This window comes from Rhizobacter sp. P3_C12 (genome assembly GCF_056402735.1).
On the sequence record NZ_JBFUGW010000055.1, the window covers coordinates 1 to 16908 of the forward strand.

Annotated in this window: 16 protein-coding genes; 7 read left to right on the forward strand and 9 right to left on the reverse strand. The window is 69.0% G+C overall.

The window, feature by feature from the left end; translation table 11 throughout:
- The first annotated feature begins 112 nt into the window (after positions 1 to 112).
- Both AC1DXV_RS11510 and AC1DXV_RS11515 read left to right on the forward strand, forming a co-directional pair.
- A complete protein-coding gene (locus AC1DXV_RS11510; protein WP_477933625.1) occupies positions 113 to 1852 on the forward strand; it encodes a thiamine pyrophosphate-binding protein in 1740 nt (579 codons plus the stop codon).
- Between the two features lie 96 nt (positions 1853 to 1948).
- Positions 1949 to 2491: a hypothetical protein gene (locus AC1DXV_RS11515; protein ID WP_477933627.1), complete on the forward strand. Its 543-nt coding sequence runs from the start codon at positions 1949 to 1951 to the stop codon at positions 2489 to 2491.
- A gap of 24 nt (positions 2492 to 2515) precedes the next feature.
- On the opposite strand, the gene AC1DXV_RS11520 is transcribed toward AC1DXV_RS11515, so the two are convergent.
- Positions 2516 to 3358 (reverse strand): AraC family transcriptional regulator, encoded by an 843-nt coding sequence (locus AC1DXV_RS11520; protein ID WP_477872991.1) that lies wholly within the window; start codon positions 3356 to 3358, stop codon positions 2516 to 2518.
- Positions 3359 to 3447: 89 nt separating this feature from the next.
- Between AC1DXV_RS11520 and AC1DXV_RS11525 the strand changes: the two genes are divergently transcribed.
- On the forward strand, positions 3448 to 3966 hold the full coding sequence (locus tag AC1DXV_RS11525) for a GNAT family N-acetyltransferase (RefSeq protein ID WP_477872993.1): 519 nt from the start codon (positions 3448 to 3450) through the stop codon (positions 3964 to 3966).
- Here the strand turns inward: AC1DXV_RS11525 and yedA are convergent.
- Entirely contained in the window at positions 3963 to 4868 is a 906-nt protein-coding gene (gene yedA, locus AC1DXV_RS11530) for a drug/metabolite exporter YedA (RefSeq protein WP_477933629.1), read from the reverse strand. The two genes, AC1DXV_RS11525 and yedA, sit on opposite strands and share 4 nt — an antisense overlap.
- A 124-nt stretch (positions 4869 to 4992) precedes the next feature.
- Between yedA and AC1DXV_RS11535 the strand changes: the two genes are divergently transcribed.
- Positions 4993 to 5475 carry an Lrp/AsnC family transcriptional regulator gene (locus AC1DXV_RS11535; protein ID WP_477874318.1) on the forward strand — a complete coding sequence of 161 codons (483 nt, stop codon included), beginning with the start codon at positions 4993 to 4995 and terminating at the stop codon, positions 5473 to 5475.
- A complete protein-coding gene (rraA, locus tag AC1DXV_RS11540; RefSeq protein WP_477933631.1) occupies positions 5472 to 5975 on the forward strand; it encodes a ribonuclease E activity regulator RraA in 504 nt (167 codons plus the stop codon). Before AC1DXV_RS11535 ends, rraA begins: the two co-directional genes overlap by 4 nt.
- 17 nt (positions 5976 to 5992) lie before the next feature.
- Here the strand turns inward: rraA and AC1DXV_RS11545 are convergent, their stop codons facing one another.
- The 4 genes from AC1DXV_RS11545 to mfd all read right to left on the reverse strand — a co-directional run bounded on the left by AC1DXV_RS11545 (position 5993) and on the right by mfd (position 11830).
- Positions 5993 to 6355 carry a hypothetical protein gene (locus tag AC1DXV_RS11545; RefSeq protein ID WP_477933632.1) on the reverse strand — a complete coding sequence of 121 codons (363 nt, stop codon included), beginning with the start codon at positions 6353 to 6355 and terminating at the stop codon, positions 5993 to 5995.
- A 93-nt stretch (positions 6356 to 6448) separates the two neighbouring features.
- Positions 6449 to 7606 (reverse strand): protein adenylyltransferase Fic, encoded by a 1158-nt coding sequence (fic, locus tag AC1DXV_RS11550; protein ID WP_477933633.1) that lies wholly within the window; start codon positions 7604 to 7606, stop codon positions 6449 to 6451.
- 74 nt (positions 7607 to 7680) lie between these two features.
- Positions 7681 to 8385 carry a phosphoserine phosphatase SerB gene (serB, locus tag AC1DXV_RS11555; protein WP_477933634.1) on the reverse strand — a complete coding sequence of 235 codons (705 nt, stop codon included), beginning with the start codon at positions 8383 to 8385 and terminating at the stop codon, positions 7681 to 7683.
- 4 nt (positions 8386 to 8389) lie between these two features.
- A complete protein-coding gene (gene mfd / locus AC1DXV_RS11560; RefSeq protein ID WP_477933636.1) occupies positions 8390 to 11830 on the reverse strand; it encodes a transcription-repair coupling factor in 3441 nt (1146 codons plus the stop codon).
- A 98-nt stretch (positions 11831 to 11928) separates the two neighbouring features.
- On the opposite strand from mfd, the gene ispD reads away from it, so the two are divergent.
- Complete coding sequence (gene ispD, locus AC1DXV_RS11565; RefSeq protein ID WP_477933638.1) at positions 11929 to 12621, forward strand: 2-C-methyl-D-erythritol 4-phosphate cytidylyltransferase; 693 nt, start codon at positions 11929 to 11931, stop codon at positions 12619 to 12621.
- Complete coding sequence (ispF, locus tag AC1DXV_RS11570; RefSeq protein ID WP_477873233.1) at positions 12621 to 13124, forward strand: 2-C-methyl-D-erythritol 2,4-cyclodiphosphate synthase; 504 nt, start codon at positions 12621 to 12623, stop codon at positions 13122 to 13124. The genes ispD and ispF overlap by 1 nt, the downstream gene beginning before the upstream one ends.
- Here ispF and AC1DXV_RS11575 read toward each other — a convergent pair.
- The 3 genes from AC1DXV_RS11575 to AC1DXV_RS11585 are packed head-to-tail and all read right to left on the reverse strand — an operon-like array spanning position 13114 to position 16854.
- Positions 13114 to 14385 carry a hypothetical protein gene (locus tag AC1DXV_RS11575; protein ID WP_477933640.1) on the reverse strand — a complete coding sequence of 424 codons (1272 nt, stop codon included), beginning with the start codon at positions 14383 to 14385 and terminating at the stop codon, positions 13114 to 13116. The genes ispF and AC1DXV_RS11575 overlap by 11 nt on opposite strands.
- A complete protein-coding gene (locus AC1DXV_RS11580) occupies positions 14382 to 15608 on the reverse strand; it encodes a PEP-CTERM sorting domain-containing protein (RefSeq protein ID WP_477933642.1) in 1227 nt (408 codons plus the stop codon). The genes AC1DXV_RS11575 and AC1DXV_RS11580 overlap by 4 nt, the downstream gene beginning before the upstream one ends.
- 16 nt (positions 15609 to 15624) lie before the next feature.
- Positions 15625 to 16854: a PEP-CTERM sorting domain-containing protein gene (locus AC1DXV_RS11585; RefSeq protein ID WP_477933644.1), complete on the reverse strand. Its 1230-nt coding sequence runs from the start codon at positions 16852 to 16854 to the stop codon at positions 15625 to 15627.
- Between the last annotated feature and the right edge of the window lie 54 nt (positions 16855 to 16908).

The following is a 16908-nucleotide window of genomic DNA, read 5'->3' on the forward strand; positions in this document are numbered from 1 at the left end:
GGACACATCCGGTTCCAGGTTGCCGCGGACACATCCGGTTCCAGGTTGCCGCGAATCGTCAGCGCACGAGGCACACTGGGCGCTTCCGTCCAGCTTCCTGCGCCGCGCCGACATGACTGAATCCGCGTCTTCCCCGCCCCGCCCGCAACGTTCGCAACGCCTCGCCGGCCACGTGCTGGTCGAAGCCCTGATCGCCCAGGGCATCGACACCGTCTTCGGTGTCCCCGGCGAGAGCTACCTGGCCGTGCTCGACGGCTTCCACGAGCACCGCGACAGCATCCGCTTCATCGCCTGCCGGCAGGAGGGCGGCGCCGCCTTCATGGCCGAGGCGCAGGGCAAGCTGACCGGCCGCCCGGGCGTGTGCTTCGTGACGCGCGGCCCGGGTGCCACCAATGCCAGCATCGGGCTGCACACCGCCTTCCAGGACAGCACGCCGATGGTGCTGTTCATCGGCCAGGTGGCCAGCGACCAGCGCGACCGCGAGGCCTTCCAGGAGCTCGACTACCGGCAGGTGTTCGGCCCCGGCACGCTCGGTTTCGCGAAGTGGGTCGGCGAGGTGCTCGACCCGGCGCGGCTGCCCGAATACATCTCGCGCGCCTTCCACACCGCGCTGCAGGGGCGGCCCGGGCCGGTCGTGCTGGTGCTGCCGGAAGACATGCTGACCCAGGCCACCAGCGCGCCGGTGCTGCCGCGCGCCGAGCCGGCCCATGCCTGGCCCGCGCCGGGCGGCCTGCGCGACCTGCGCGCGCTGCTGATGGCCGCCGAGCGGCCGTTCGTGATCGCCGGCGGCAGCGGCTGGGACGCGGCGGCCTGTGCCGCGCTGCAGCGCTTCGCCGAGAACTGGAACCTGCCGGTCGGCTGCGCGTTCCGCTTCCAGGACCTGTTCGACAACCGGCATGCCAACTACGCCGGCGACGTCGGCATCGGCATCAACCCGGCGCTCGCGCGGCGCATCGGCGAGGCCGACCTGGTGATCGCCGTCGGCGCGCGGCTGGGCGAGATGACGACCGGCGGCTACACGCTGCTGAAGGCGCCGCGGCCGCTGCAGAAGCTGGTGCACATCCATGCGGGGCCGGAGGAGCTCGGCCGCGTCTATGCCGCCGACCTGCTGCTGCAGTCGTCGATGGCCGCTGCCGCGAAGGCGCTCGAAGCGCTGGCCGCGCCGACCAAACCGGCCTGGGGCGAGTGGACGGCCGCGGCGCATGCCGACTACGAGGCCAACCACGTCGCCGCCGCGGTGCAGCCGCTCGACATGGCCGAGGTCATCAAGACCATCCAGCGCCTCGCGCCGGCCGACACGGTCTATACCAACGGCGCCGGCAACTACAGCGGCTGGCTGCACCGCTTCTGCCGCTACCACGGCATGCAGCACGCCGGCCGCACGCAGCTCGCGCCGACCTCCGGCGCGATGGGCTACGGCGTGCCGGCCGCGGTGGCCGCCGCGCTGCTGTACCCCGAGCGCACCGTCGTCAACATCGCCGGCGACGGCGACTTCCTGATGACCGGCCAGGAGCTGGCGACCGCCACCGGCTACGGCGCGAAGCGGCTGATCAGCGTCGTCGTCGACAACGGCACCTACGGGACCATCCGCATGCACCAGGAGCGCGAGTACCCCGGGCGCGTCAGCGGCAGCGACCTGTTCAACCCGGATTTCGCGGCGCTGGCCGAGGCCTTCGGCTGGCGCTCGGCGCGTGTCTCGGACACGGCGGGTTTCGGGCCGGCATTCGCCGCTGCGCTGGAGAGCGGCCGGCCGACGCTGCTGCACCTGAAACTCGACGCCGACGTCAGCACCAGCCGCAGCAGCCTGCAGGCGATCCGCGAGGCGGCCCGGCGGCGCCTGGGCCAGGCCTGAAAACCCGATCGCGAGGGTGGGCGAAGGGATTTGTCGGATGACTTGTTCAAGACAATGTCATACCGCCGTTGTCATACCGACGATATATTGCTGCCAATGAACAAAGTGCTTCCCGTCAATCCCCTGCCGGCCCCGACGCCGGCAGAGCGCTGGGTGTGGCGGGCCTGCCTCGCGGTCTCGCTGGTGTGGCTGGCCGCGGCCTGGGCCGGGCAGGCGCGCTGGTGGCCGGGGGCGCTGCTGCTGGCCTTGAGCCTGCTGCCGCCACTGCTGCGCTCGCAGCGCCGGCAGGTGGCGATGCCGGGCTATGACACGCTCGACGTGAGCCCGTGGGGCCTGGTGCACCGCAGCGGCCTGCCCGACGACCCGCAGGAGCCGTCGACGCGCCGCCTGGCCTGGTCCGATATCCGGCAGGTCGACGTGCTGACGACCGAAGACGGCCCGCTCGGCGAAGACCTGTTCTTCGTGCTGATGACGCAGCGCGACAGCGACACCGAGGCGCTGGTCGTCTCGAACGCGCAGGCGGTGCCGACCAAGCTGCTCGATGCGATGGCCCAGAACCTCGGGCCGCTCGACCAGGCACAGCTGCTGAACGCCGTCAGCACGCGCGAGCTGAAGCGCTTCACGCTGTGGCGGCGCTGATCGGCAAGACCAAGCCTGTTGACACTACGCCGGCCGCATCTGCCTGAGCCACGCGCCGGGCGACAAGCCGGTCGCACCCTTGAACCGCCGCGTGAAGTGGCTCTGGTCTGCAAAGCCCACGGCAGCGGCCACCTCGGCCAGCGCCCCGCCTTGCAACAGCAGCGTGCGCGCTTTCGCGATCCGTACCGCGTTCAGGTAGAGGTGCGGCGGCACGCCGAAGTGCCGGGCGAAGGCGCGGCTCAGGTAGACCCGCGACACGCCGGCCTCGCGGGCGAGTTCGCCGATCGACAGGTCCCGGTCGGCGTTCGCCCGGATGTGGTCCCGCACGCGCTGGAGCCGCTTCAGCCCTGCGTGCACCGGCGGCGTCACGGTTTTCGGCGATTCGCCATGCCGCAGCAGGAGTTGCACGAAAGCCTCCATCAGCAGCACTTCGCCCCGCATCGATTCCTGCGGCTGGCCTGTCGCGAGGATGGCGCGCTGCAGCGTGGCGGCCGCCTGGGGATCGTGGACCACCGGTGCGCGGAAATGACGGCTGCCCTGGATCCCGGCGGCGCGCTGCAGCATGCCAGGCAGCACGTCTGCCTCGACGTACAGCATGCAATAGCCATAGCCGCCGGCCTGGCCGGGCAGGCCGTCGTGGGCCTGGTCGGGGTTCAGCAGGATGACGTCGCCGGGCACGCTGGTCTGGGTCGTGCCCCGGCAGTTGAAGGTCTGCACGCCGCTGCCGGTCAGGCCGATGCCGTACTCCGGATGGCTGTGCCGTTCGAACGCGTGCTCGGTGAAATGTGCCCGCATCAGCGTCACGCCCGCGGCGCCGGCCGGCCGGTACTGCACCCAGTCTGAAGCTGCCGGCGCGTCTGCCTGCATCCGAACGGTCCCTTGCGATTTACAACGGTACAAGACGGCGGCGGCATGCCTCGTCACAGTGGCGGCTCCCCAGCTCATGCCGCAGCGTCATGCACATCCGACCCGCCAGTGTCGAGGACATTCCCACCATCGAGGCACTCTATCGCGAAGCGATCGCCTTCCAACGCGAAGGCGGGCACCCATCCTGGCAGGACCTGGACCTCGCCGTCGTCGAGAACGACATCGCCGAGCGCTGCCAGTACGCGCTGGTGCTGGAGGGCCAGGTGGCCGGCATCTTCAGCTTCTGCCCACCCTCGCTGATGGACCGCGAGATGTGGCAGGGGCTGGCGCCGGAATCGGCCCGCTACATCAACCGGATCATCGTCGGGCAGGCGTGGAAGGGCCGGCAGCTGTTCGCGCACATGCTGGACTGGTGCGAGCAGGAGATGCACCGCCTGGGCCTTCGGGTGCTGCGGCTGGACACCTGGGCGCAGAGCACCGGGCTGATCCTGCACTACGGCCGGTTCGGGTTCAGGCGGGTGGGCGAGCGCATCACGTCGACGAGCGACCGGCTGCCGCCGCAATATCGCGGCCTTCACCTGGTGATCATGGAGAAGCCGGTCGGCTAGCGGCTCTTCTTCCAGAGCAGCAGCACGACGCCCGCGAGCACCACACCGGCAGCGGCCCATTCGTAGTGCGTGACGGTCTCGCCGGCCACCGCGACGCCCAGCAGCATCGCGATCACCGGGTTCACGAAGGTGTAGCTCGACGCCAGCCCCGCGCTGGCCTTCGACAGCAGCACCATGTAGGCGTTGAACGCGATCAGCGAGCCGAACACCACCAGGTAGAACCAGGCGCCTACCGCCTTCGGTTCCGGCGGCCACTGCATCTGCTCGCCGGTGACGGCGGCCAGCAGCAGCAGCACCACGCCGCCGCAGATCATCTCGCTGGCGAAGCCGGTCGCGCCCGGGGCCAGCGGCAGGCTGCGCTGGCTGAGCACGCTGCCGACCGACCAGGTGAGGCAGGCCGTCGCAATCGCGAACAGCCCGACCGGCGAGGCCTGGAAGCCGGCGCCCTGGGTCAGCATCAGCACGCCGGCCAGCCCGACCGCGATGCCCAGCAGCTCGAGGCGGCTGGGCACCACGCGCCACAGCAGGTTCAGCCCGGCGATCATCAGCGGCACCACCGCGATGAACGCGACCACCAGGCCCGAGCCTACGGTTTGCTCCGAATACGCGGTGCCACCCATGCCGCCGCCCAGCATCAGCGCGCCGACCACCAGCGCATTGCGCCACTGCACGAGGTTGGGCCATGGCGCGCCGCGCCAGCGCATCCACGCCATCAGCAGCACGCCGGCGAACAGGAAGCGCGAGCCCATCTGCAGGAAGGGCGGGAAGCTGACCAGCGCGAACTTGATCGCGAGGTAGGTGGAGCCCCAGACCAGCCAGGTGGCGGCCAGGCACAGCAGGATCAGCGCCTGCGGGCCGTGGCGTTCGGGCTGCAGCGAGGCGGTCGGAGAGGAGGCGGACATGGTGCGTGTTCGGTGCGGAAAACAGGTCGACATCGTACGAAGGCGGGCGCGTCATTGGAATGCAAGAAGCAAGGTCGACGGATGCAACGCATGCTATGTTTGAAGGACTTTCGGAGGTTTTGCCTTGAACCTTGACATCGACGCCCATGACACGCGCATCCTCGCCGAGCTGCAGGCCGATGCGCGCCTGACGATGGCCGAACTCGGCCGCCGCGTGCACCTGAGCCAGCCGGCCGTGACCGAGCGGGTGCGCAAGCTCGAGGCCGCCGGCGTGATCACCGGCTACCGCGCGACGGTCGACCTCGGCAAGCTCGGCTACGGCATCCGTGCGATGGTGCGCGTGGGCCGCGCCGAATACGCGCGGGTCGTCAAGCTGGTGCAGCAGAGTCCCGAGGTGGTCAGCGCCTACAACGTGACCGGCGAGGACAGCTGGCTGCTCGAGATCGCGGTGATCGACGTGCCCCACCTCGATGCCGTCGTCACGAAGTTCTGCCTGCTGACCGAGACTTCCACTGCGATCATCCTGAACACCCCGCGCGAGCACCAGACGATGCTGCCGCCGCGCCGCGAAGATGTGAAACCCCCGATCAAGAAAGTCACCGCATGAGCGCCGAGCACCCGAACGATTTCGCCACCTGCGACCTGTGCGATGCGCACAAGAACGACACCGACGGTGCGTTCCGCGTGCTGCCGCCGGTGTTCCGCGACTTCGGCGGCCGGCCGAAGTTCAGCGGGCTGGTCAGCACGGTGAAGTGCTTCGAGGACAACTCGCTGGTGAAGGCGGCGGTCGATTCGCCGGGGCAGGGCCGGGTGCTGGTGGTCGACGGTGGCGGCTCGCTGCGGCGGGCGCTGGTCGGCGGCAACCTCGCGGCGGCCGCGGCGCGCAACGGCTGGGCCGGCCTGGTCGTCGATGGCTGCGTGCGCGACGTGGCGGAGCTGGCCGCCTGCGATGTCGGCATCCGTGCGCTGGCGCTGATGCCGTTGCCGACCGAGAAGCGCAATGAAGGGCAGCGCGACGTGCCGGTGCAGGTGCAGGGCGTGTGGGTGCGGCCGGGGGATCGGCTTTATGCGGACGCGGACGGGATCGTGGTGATGCCGTCCGCGTAGGCGAAACGCCTGCGAGGTCAGTTGGGCGACAGCTGGATCATGTCCACACCGCAACCGGCATCGCGGCTGGCGTGCGCATAGAACCTGACAGGCTGGTTGGTGAGCTTGGCGATCTGCATGGTGGCCAGGGCCATCTTGTAGGTGTCGGCCTCCAGGGTGCGGAGTGTCAGCGTGATGTTGCTGCAGCCGCTGGGCATTGCAGTCGACGCGCCTTTGAGAGACCAGACGACGATCTGGGCACTGCCTCCCGTGGCCACGGGCGAGTAGATCGAATAGCCATCCGGAATTCCGGTGCCCATCTCGCCCTGGGCTGCCCCTACGGGACTTGCGATGCCAAACGCCAACATCGCCCCCACCATCTTCAATTTGAAAAGTTCCATCCATCCTCCCCTTGAACCCGTGTGTGAATTTCCATCCGGACGCGACTCGGTACGGCGTGGATCGTCAATGTACGACGTCCAGCACCCGCACCATCATGCAGGCGCCTTGAGTTCCGCCGCGGCCGGGTAGGGGTCGACGCGGTTGGTGTCATCCGCCAGCAGGCGCAGCAGGCGCGGGTGGATGAATAGCCGCTCCTTGCCGGCGTGAATCTCTCTCAGTACGCCAACCTTGACGAGAGCCTTCAGGTAGCGAGACGCAGCCTGGCGTTGCGCGACATCCTTGTCGATCAGGTTGGCGATGCGGCAATACGGTTGTTCGAAGATGACGTCGACCAGCTCGCGGCTGTAGATCTTCGGAAGCCGGGCTCGCACATGGGCCGCCGTGACTTCCGACAGCGCACGGATCGCCGCGATCTTGGCGGTGGTCCAGGTCGCGGTCTCCTCGACGGCGCGCAGCATGTACAGCAGCCACGGCTCCCAGGCCTGCTTGCGCGTCACGTCGAGCAGCAGCCGGTAGTAGTCGGCCTTGTGCCTGATGACGTAGCGGCTCAGGTAGAGGATCGGCAAGGAGAGCAGGTCCTCCTGGATCAGGAACAGGATGTTGAGCACGCGACCGGTCCGGCCGTTGCCGTCGCTGAACGGGTGGATGGCTTCGAACTGATAGTGGCCCGCGGCCATGCGAACCAGTGGATCGAGATCGCGCTGCTCGTGCAGGAAGCGCTCCCAGTTGGCCAGCAGGTCGCGCAGTCGGCTCTCGCCATCGGGCGGCGTGTAGACGACGGCGCCGGTGTTCGCATGGGCCAGCTTGGTCCCCGGCACGCGGCGCACGTCGATGTCGGCCGCCTTGATGGTTTGACAGATCTCGACCRCAGTCGCCGTCGACAGCGGGCGTATCGCCAGCGACTTGAAGCCGGCATACAGCGCGGTGCGATAGCGCAAAGCCTCTTTCGTCGCAGGATCGGCCCCTGCATCGRCACCCTGGGCGAACTGGAACAGCCGGTCGGCCGTGGTGACGATGTTCTCGATCTCCGAGCTGTCCTTCGCCTCCAGCAGCGGCAGCGTGTTGATCAGCATCGTCTGGTTCGGGATCAACGCCGCAGCCTGCTTCAGGGCCGCCAGCGCCGACCGTGCCAGCACGCACTGCTTCAGGACCGGTTTGGTTTCAAGCTCGATCGCGGGAGGCAGCGGCGGAAGGCCGTTGAAAGGCTGGTCCGCGCTCCACGTGTACTCAAAACTCGATTCTTGCGACATGTTCCGAGGATATGTCGCTGGCAGCGACACGTCAACGAAACGTGTCGCTGAAATCGAGATTCATCGACATGACCTCAGAAAACTTCCAGCAACCGATCCAACCCACCCGCATTGATCGCCACCATCGCCTGCGCCCGCACCGCCGGTTTCGCGTGGTAGGCCACCGAGAGCCCGGCGGCGCCCATCATCGGCAGGTCGTTGGCCCCGTCGCCCATCGCGATCGCCTGGCTCGGCTGGATGCCCAGCTGCGCGCAGGTCGCGAGCAGCATCCGCTTCTTCTCGTCGCCATCGCAGATGTCGCCCCACGGCTGGTCGACCATGCGGCCGGTCAGTGCGCCGCCGGCCACCTCCAGCACGTTCGAGCGCGTGAAGTCGATCTTCAGGCGGTCGCGCACGTGGTCGGTGAAGAACGTGAAGCCGCCCGACACCAGCAGCGTCTTCATGCCCGCCGCCTGGCAAGCCTGCACCAGCGCCGCGGCACCGGGGTTCAGCTGCAGCCGCTCATCGAGCACCTGCTGCATCGCGCTGACCGGCACGCCCTTCAGCAGCGTGACGCGCCGGCGCAGGCTGTCCTTGTAGTCGGCGATCTCGCCGCGCATCGCCGCCTCGGTGATCGCCACCACCTCGGCCTTGCGACCGGCCGCATCGGCGATCTCGTCGACGCATTCGATGTTGATCAGCGTCGAGTCCATGTCGAACGCGATCAGCTTGAAGTCAGCGAGCCGCAGCGGCGGCGTGAAGCGCTGGATGACGAGGCCGGGGACGGATTCAGGGCTCATGGGGTCAGGCAGTCTCTTTGGGTTGGCCGAGCGAACGCAGCACGTCGCGGATCAGTTGCGCGCGGTCCTTCGGCTCCGGGGTCTGGCGTTCGATGCGCAGCTTGTCGTTGCCGGCCAGCTTGATGTGGCGGTTCTTCTGCACCAGCTCGATGATGCGCATCGCGTCCACCGGCGGGTTGGGCCGGAAGCTGATCACCATCAGCCCCGGTGCCGCATCGATCTTCATCACGCCGTAGGGCTTGGCCAGCACGCGCAGCCGGTGCACGTCGAACAGCGTCTGGCCCTGCGGCGGCAGCTTGCCGAAGCGGTCGGTGATCTCCTCGAGCATCGTGTCGATCTGCTCCGGCTTCTCGGCCGTGGCCAGGCGCTTGTACAGGCTCAGGCGGGTGTGCACGTCGCCGCAGTAGGCATCGGGCAGCAGGGCCGGCGCGTGCAGGTTGATCTCGGTGGTGGCCGACAGCGGCGACAGCAGGTCGGGCTCGCGCCCGGCCTTCAGCGATCGCACGGCTTCGCCCAGCATCTCGTTGTAGAGCTGGAAGCCGACCTCCATCATGTTGCCGCTCTGGTTGTCGCCCAGCACCTCGCCGGCACCGCGGATCTCCAGGTCGTGCATCGCGAGGTAGAAGCCCGAGCCGAGCTCCTCCATGTTCTGGATCGCCTCCAGCCGCATCGCCGCCTGCTTGGTCAGCCCCTCGACCTCGGGCACCAGCAGGTAGGCGTAGGCCTGGTGGTGCGAGCGGCCGACGCGCCCGCGCAGCTGGTGCAGCTGCGCCAGGCCGAACTTGTCGGCGCGGCTGATCACGATGGTGTTGGCGCTCGGCACGTCGATGCCGGTCTCGATGATGGTGGAGCACAGCAGCACGTTGTGGCGCTGCGCGACGAAATCGCGCATCACGTGCTCCAGCTGCCGCTCGGCCATCTGGCCGTGCGCGACCGCGATGCGCGCCTCGGGCAGCAGCTCCTGCAGCTTCTCGCGCCGGTTCTCGATCGTCTCGACCTCGTTGTGCAGGAAGTACACCTGCCCGCCGCGCTTCAGCTCGCGCAGGATCGCCTCGCGGATGGTGCCGGTGCTCTCGTTGCGCACGAAGGTCTTGATCGCCAGGCGGCGCTGCGGGGCGGTCGCGATCACGCTCAGGTCGCGCAGGCCTTCGAGCGCCATGCCCAGGGTCCGCGGGATCGGCGTCGCGGTCAACGTCAGCACGTCGACCTCGGCGCGCATCGCCTTGATCGCCTCCTTGTGGCGCACGCCGAAGCGGTGCTCCTCGTCGATCACCAGCAGCCCGAGGCGCTTGAACTTGACGCTCTGGCTGATCAGCTTGTGGGTGCCGATCACGATGTCGACCGTGCCGTCCTCGATGCCTTCGAGCGCCGCCTTCACTTCCTTCGGCGAGCGGAAGCGCGACAGCTCGGCCACCTTCACCGGCCACTTGCCGAAGCGGTCGGAGATGTTCTGGAAATGCTGCTCGGCCAGCAGCGTTGTCGGCGCGAGGATGGCCACCTGCTTGCCGCCGGTGACCGCGACGAAGGCCGCGCGCAGCGCGACCTCGGTCTTGCCGAAGCCGACGTCGCCGCACACGAGGCGATCCATCGGCTTCGGGCTCACCATGTCCTGGATCACCGCGTGGATCGCCGCCTTCTGGTCGGGCGTCTCCTCGAAGCCGAAGCTCGCCGCGAAGGCCTCGTAGTCGTGCGGCGAGAAGCGGAACGCGAAGCCCTCGCGCGCGGCGCGGCGGGCATACAGGTTCAGCAGCTCGGCCGCGGTGTCGCGCACCTGCTCGGCGGCCTTGCGCTTGGCCTTGTCCCACTGGCCGGAGCCGAGCCGGTGCAGCGGCGCCTCTTCGGCACTGACGCCGGTGTAGCGGCTGATCAGGTGCAGCTGCGCGACCGGCACGTACAGCGTGGCCTTGTCGGCGTATTCGAGGTGCAGGAACTCGCTCGGGCCGTCGCCCAAGTCGATGTTCATCAGGCCGACGTAGCGGCCGATGCCGTGGTTCACGTGCACCACCGGGTCGCCGACCTTCAGCTCCGACAGGTCCTTGATCAGCGCGTTGACGTCGCTGACCTGCTCCTGCTTGCGCTTGCGCCGCCCGGTGGGCGAGGTCGCGAACAGCTCGGTCTCGGTGATGAACTGAATGGCGCGGCCGAGCTCGGCGTCGTGCCAGAAGAAGCCCTCGGCCAGCGGCGCGACCGCGATCGCGAAGCGCTCGTCGCCCTGCTCGAATTCGGTGAGGCTCGCGACCGACGGCGGCTCGATGCGGCTGTCGCGCAGCAGCTCCAGCAGGCTCTCGCGCCGGCCCTCGCTCTCGGCGACGATCAGCACCCGGTGCGGCGTGGTGCCCACGTGCAGCTGCAGCTTCTTCAGCGGCTCGGGTGCGCCGCGGTCGACGCTGAGGTCGGGCAGCGGGCGGGCCCAGTCGGTCTCTTCCTTGCCGCGCACCGACAGCACCGCGTGCGCATTGGCGATCGCGAAGAAATCCTCGGTGCRCAGGAAGATGTCTTCCGGCGGCAGGATCGGCCGCTCCTTGTCGTGCTGCAGGAAGCGGTGGCGCTCGCGGGTGTCGACCCAGAAGCGCTTCAGCGCGTCGTCGACCTCGCCGTGCAGCGCGATCGCGGCCTGCTCGCCGAGGTAGTCGAAGATCGTCGCGACGCCGTCGAAGAACAGCGGCAGGTAGTACTCGATGCCGGCGGTCGCGATGCCGCTGCCGATGTCCTTGTACAGGCGCACCTTGGTCGGGTCGCCGTCCATCTTCTCGCGCCAGCGGGCGCGGAACGCGGTGCGCGAGTCCTCGTCCATCGGGAACTCGCGGCCCGGCAGCAGCCGCACCTCGGGCACCGGGTACAGGCTGCGCTGGCTGTCGGGGTCGAAGGTGCGGATGCTGTCGACCTCGTCGCCGAACAGGTCGACGCGGTAGGGCACCAGCGAACCCATCGGGAACAGGTCGATCAGCCCGCCGCGCACCGCGTACTCGCCCGGCGACACCACCTGGCTCACGTGGGTGTAGCCGGCGAGCGTGAGCTGGGCCTTCAGTGCCGCCTCGTTGAGCTTTTCCTTCTGCTTGAAGTTGAAGGTGTAGGCGGCGAGGAAGCTCGGCGGCGCGAGCCGCACCAGCGCGGTCGAGGCCGGCAGCAGCACCACGTCGACCTCGCCGCGCTGGATGCGCCACAGCGTGGCCAGCCGCTCGGAGATCAGGTCCTGGTGCGGCGAGAAGGTGTCGTAGGGCAGGGTCTCCCAGTCGGGGAACACCGCGATGCGCAGCTCGGGCGCGAAGAACGCGAGTTCGCCTTCGAGCCGCTGCGTGTCGGCCGGCTCGGCGCTGACGATCGCAGTCAATTGCTTCTGGGCGGTGCGTGCCTGCGCGAAGCGCGCCAGCAGCAGGGCATCGGCCGAGCCGATCGGGCGCGGCAGCGTGAAGCGTTTTCCGGGAGACAGGCTGGGAAGGTGCATGGACACAATCGCGCGACAAAATCAAATCGCCCCGCGCGACGTGGCGGCGGGGCGATAGGGCAGTGCCGATTATAGAATTCGCCACCTTTTCGCGCCCCATGTCGACTTCTTCCCCCTCCCGATTGTTCGCCCTCGTGCCGTGCGCCGGTGTCGGCGAGCGCGCCGCGGCGAACGGGCCGAAGCAGTACGCGGCACTGGCCGGTGCGAGCGTGGTCTCGCACACGCTCGCGGCGCTCGCGCAGGTGGCGCGGCTCGCGAACGTGCTGGTCGTGCTGAGCCCCACCGACACCGCATTCGAATCGCACGCGCCGGCCTTCACCGGCTGGGCCGCGCGCGTCGGCGGCGAGACCCGCGCGCAGACGGTGGCCAACGGCCTGGCCGAGCTGCTGGCGCGCGGTGCACACGCCGACGACTGGGCGCTGGTGCACGATGCCGCGCGCTGCCTGGTGCGCCCCGAGTGGATCGACCGCCTGATCGACGTGTGCCTGCACGATGCGGTCGGCGGCCTGCTGGCGCTGCCGCTGGCCGACACGCTGAAGCACGAGGTGCAGGGCCGCAGCGAAGCCACGCTGGAGCGTCGCCACAAGTGGCAGGCGCAGACGCCGCAGATGTTCCGCATCGGCCGGCTGCGCGAGGCGCTGCTGCATGCCGGCGACCAGGTCACCGACGAGGCGAGCGCGATCGAGGCGCAGGGCCGCTCGCCGCTGCTGGTGCGCGGCGCGCTGGAGAACCTGAAGATCACCTACCCGGACGACTTCGCGTTGGCCGAACGACTGCTGAGGACGCGCTGATGAATCCGAACCGCAACAAGCTGCCGGCGATGCGCATCGGCGAGGGCTGGGACACGCACCAGCTGGTGGCCGACCGCAAGCTGGTGCTGGGCGGCGTCGAGATCCCGCACACGCACGGGCTGCTCGGCCATTCCGATGCCGATGCGCTGTGCCATGCGCTGACCGATGCGCTGTTCGGTGCCGCCGCGCTCGGCGACATCGGCAAGCATTTCCCCGACACCGACCCGCAGTTCCACGGCGCCGATTCGCTCGCGTTGCTCGCCGAGGCGGCGCGCCGCGTGCGGGCCGAGGGCTGGGAGATCGCCAATGTCGACAGCACCATCGTTGCGCAGCAGCCGAAGATGGCGCCGCACATCCTGACGATGCGCCAGCGCCTGGCCGGTGCGCTCGGCCTCGATGTCGACCGGGTCAACGTGAAGGCCAAGACGGCCGAGAAGATGGGCCCGGTCGGCCGCCTCGAAGCGATCGAGGCGCGCGCGGTCTGCCTGCTGATCAAGCCGTGAATCGGTAGCCCGGATGGCAATCCGGGACGCTGCCGCGCCGCCGCCAGCACACCCACGCGAGCCCGCACACCATCATCAGCACCACCGCCGGCTCCGGCACCGGCGTCACCAGGAACGCGCGGCTGCCGAGCGTGGTGACGATGAACTGCCCGCGGTCGTTGATTTCGCTCGCGTACAGGAAGAGGTCGTTGAACGACGGGTCGGCATTGACGAACGTCAGGTCGTTGACGTCGACCGGGTCGCTGCCGTTCGGGCCTGTGATGAAGGCATGGGAATAGAGGTAGGGCGAGAAGGTGTAACTGCCCGCGATCTGGCCCAGGTTGTTGATCGCGCTGCCCCCCGCATAGAACTCCTCCCGACCCCCCTGGAACGTGACCAGCTGCTCCAGGTCGATCCTCTTCACGGCACCGTTTGCTTGGGTGAGGAAGACACCGCCGTCCGGGCCATAGAACCTCGCGGCGCCGCTCAGCACCTGACCGCGGTCGTTGATGTCTGAAACGCCAGAGATCGTGTCGATGTTGTCGTAGTCGTAGCCGGGAACCTTCACCTCGGTCAGCGCCTGGTTGCTCGCGTCGGCCAGCGCGCCGCGCGAGCGCACCGGCTCCGTCGGGTCGCCGCGCACGCGGTTCTCTGCATTGACCGCCACCGTGCCGGCGGCATTGATGCCGTTGGCCGTCGAGGTCGCGCCGCCCAGCGTGCCGATCGGCTGGATGGCGCCGGCGCCCGGCTTGGTGACGAATCCGCGCTGCAGCCCGTCGGCGTTGATGAAGTTGCCGGTGACCTGGCCGCCGGCATTGATCTTCGACGCCGTGCTGTTGCCGGCCGACCCGAGGCTGCGCGGCGTGGCGCCGGGGCCTTGCATCACGAAGGCGCGGGTGTCGTCCGGTGCGTCGCCGTTGTCGGCGTTGATCGACGAGGTGCCGACGACCCAGCCCTGGTTGTTGATGGCGGACGCCTTGTTCCAGCTGCCGCCCAGCGTCGGGATGCTGGTCAGGCCGATGCCGTTGGCGCCGGTCACGAAGGCCATGTAGGTGTCGTCGGACGACCAGCCGTTGTTGCCGCGCGCATAGGCATAGCCGACCACCTGGCCGCTGTCGTTCAGGCCGGTCGCGACCATGCCGATCCAGTCGCCGCCGAAGCCGCCGAGGTCGGTCAGCAGGTACTCGCCGGCCTGCGCGAGCGGGGCGGTGGCCAGCAAGGCGCCGGAGGTGCCCAGCGTCGCCAGCAGGCGGCCCAGGCGGTGCTTCAGGGTGTGCTTCATGGGTTCGCCTTTCGTGAGGAGCATTGCTTCTGACGGAATGCCAGCAAGCCGAGGCCCGCCAGCATCATCCCGACGACGGCCGGCTCGGGCACCGGCGAGATCAGGTAGACGTGGCGGTCCCCGGACGTGGCGAGGATCTGCCCGGCATCGTTGATCAGCAACGCGGCGTCGTAGTCCCAGTACGGCAACGGGCCGGTGAGCCCGACGAAGGAGCTGGAGTCCAGCAGCGTTGCGCCGTTGCCGTCGGGCCCGGTGACGAACAAGCCCTCCGCGTAGGTGCCTTGGTGATAGCGGCCGACCACCCGGCCCGCGGCGTTGATTCCGCCCGGCCACACGTCCACGGACACCGGGAATTCGCCGCCCGCGGGAGGCAGTGGCACCTCGAGCGTGCGGCTGCTGCCATCGGCCTCGGCGATGAACCCGGTGGGGAAGCGCAGGCCGGGCGCCGCCAGTCCCACCACCTGCCCGCGGTCGTTGATGCCCAGGCCCCGGCTGAAGTCGCCGGGGTAGGGGCCGGGGATCTCACGCAAGGCAGCCCCGTTCGGCCCGGTGACGAAGGTGCGGTCCGTGCCGTCCTGCGGGGCCGAGGCATTGCTCATGCCGGTGACCTGTCCGGAGGCATTGACGGCGGTCGGGGTGCTGGTGCCGCCGGGGTACAGGCTGCCGAGTTCATGCAGGTTGCCGGCCTGCGCATCGCTGATGAAGCCGCGCCGAATCCCTGCAGCGTTCGTGCTGGTGCCCACCACCTGGCCGCTGGCGTTGATGGCGGTTGCGCTGCTGGAAGTGCCGCCCAGCGTGCCGAGGTCGCGGGCCGACATGCCGTTCGGGCTGACCACGAACGCGCGCGCGGTGCCGCCAGCCGTCGACGAGGTGCCGACCACCCAGCCTGCATCGTTGATGCCGGTTGCCCGGTTCCACGAACCGCCGAGCGTCGGGAGCGCGCTCAGGCCGATGCCGTTCGCGCCGCTGATCCAGGCGGTCTCGCCGGTCTCGCTCCACGACCCATCCGCCGCCTGGGCGAGGTGGGTTTCAAAGCCCACCGCCTGGCCGCTGTTGTTGAAGCCGGTGGCCTGCATCCAGCGCCATTCGCCCGGCCCCGGCGGAGGCCCCAGCGTCCCCAGGTCGAACAGCGTGTACAAGGTGGCGTTCGCCACCGCAGGCGCGCCGGCCAGGCTCGCAACGGCGCACAGCGCCGCGAAGAAGCGAGTGAGCGTCTTGCGCATGCTTGTTCTCCCGGCGTCAGGCGTTGATGCTCGCGCGGCGGCGCCACGCCAGCCAGCCGAGGCCGCAGGCCATCATCAGCAGCGCCGCCGGCTCGGGCACCGGCGTCACCAGGTAGGCGTGTCCGTTGGTCCCGTTGGTGATGAACTGGCCCGAGTCGTTGATGCCGGTCGCATTGAAGAACAGCCAGTCGCGGGCACCGGCCGCGAGGTTCGTGAAGCTCAGCGTGTTGACGTCGACCAGCCCGAGGCCGTTGGCGCCGCTGATGAATGCGTGGTCCATCATGTTGACGGTGAAGAAGTAGCTGCCGGCGACCTGGCCGATGCTGTTGAGCCCAAGGCCCTGGCTCGTCAACTTCCAGGCGCCGTGCATCTCGAAGCTGCCCATGTCGTACAGGTCCAGCACGCGGCCGACGCCGTCCCGCCCGGCGATGAAGGCGCGCCCCCGGTCGCCGACGAAGCTGGCCGACGTGCCGACGACCTGCCCTTCGCTGTTGATCGCGTTGGCGACCGAGTTGGTGTCGACGCCCGACATGTCGTAGCCGGCGACGGCGATCGGCATCATCACGTCGCCGTCGTAGCCGGTCATGAAGGCGCGGTCGCGCGGGACCGCGGCGTTGGCGTTGCCACGGTACTGCGCGCTGCCGACCACACGGCCCTCGCCGTTGACGCCATATGCCGTCGAGTTCGCGCCGCCGAGCGTGCCGATGTCGTGCATCGCGCCGCCGTTCGCGTCGGTCAGGTAGGCACGCTGCGTCTCTCCGTGAGCCGTGTAGGCGCCGACGACGCGGCCATTGGCGCTGATTCCGTTCGCAGTACTTGGCCCGGCCAGCGTGCCGAGGCTGCGCGGCGCGTTGCCGTTGCCTTCGTAGACGAAGCCGCRGGTGTCGCCGCTCGGCGTCGAGGTGGTGGTGGCCGAGGTGCYGACGACCCAGCCGCTGTCGTTGATGCCGGTGGCCTTGCTCCAKCTGCCGCCGAGCGTCGGGATCGCCGTCATGCCCCGGCCGTTCGCGCCGGTCACGAAGGCCTGGTAGCTGTCGGTGAACGAGGTGCCGTTGTAGCCGTTGTTGAAGGCGTAGCCGACCACCTGTCCGCTCGCGTTGATGCCGGTGGCGTAGCTGTTGCTCCAGCCGGTGCCGAGCAGGCCGAGGTCGGTCAAGGTGTAGTCGACGGCATGGGCCACGGGTGCGACGGACAAGCCCACGGCGGCGCACAGCGTGGCACACAGGCGCGCGAAGTTCTGCATCATCCTGACCCCCTGCTCGATCTGTGACTTGTGCCGCATTTCTACGACATGAACATG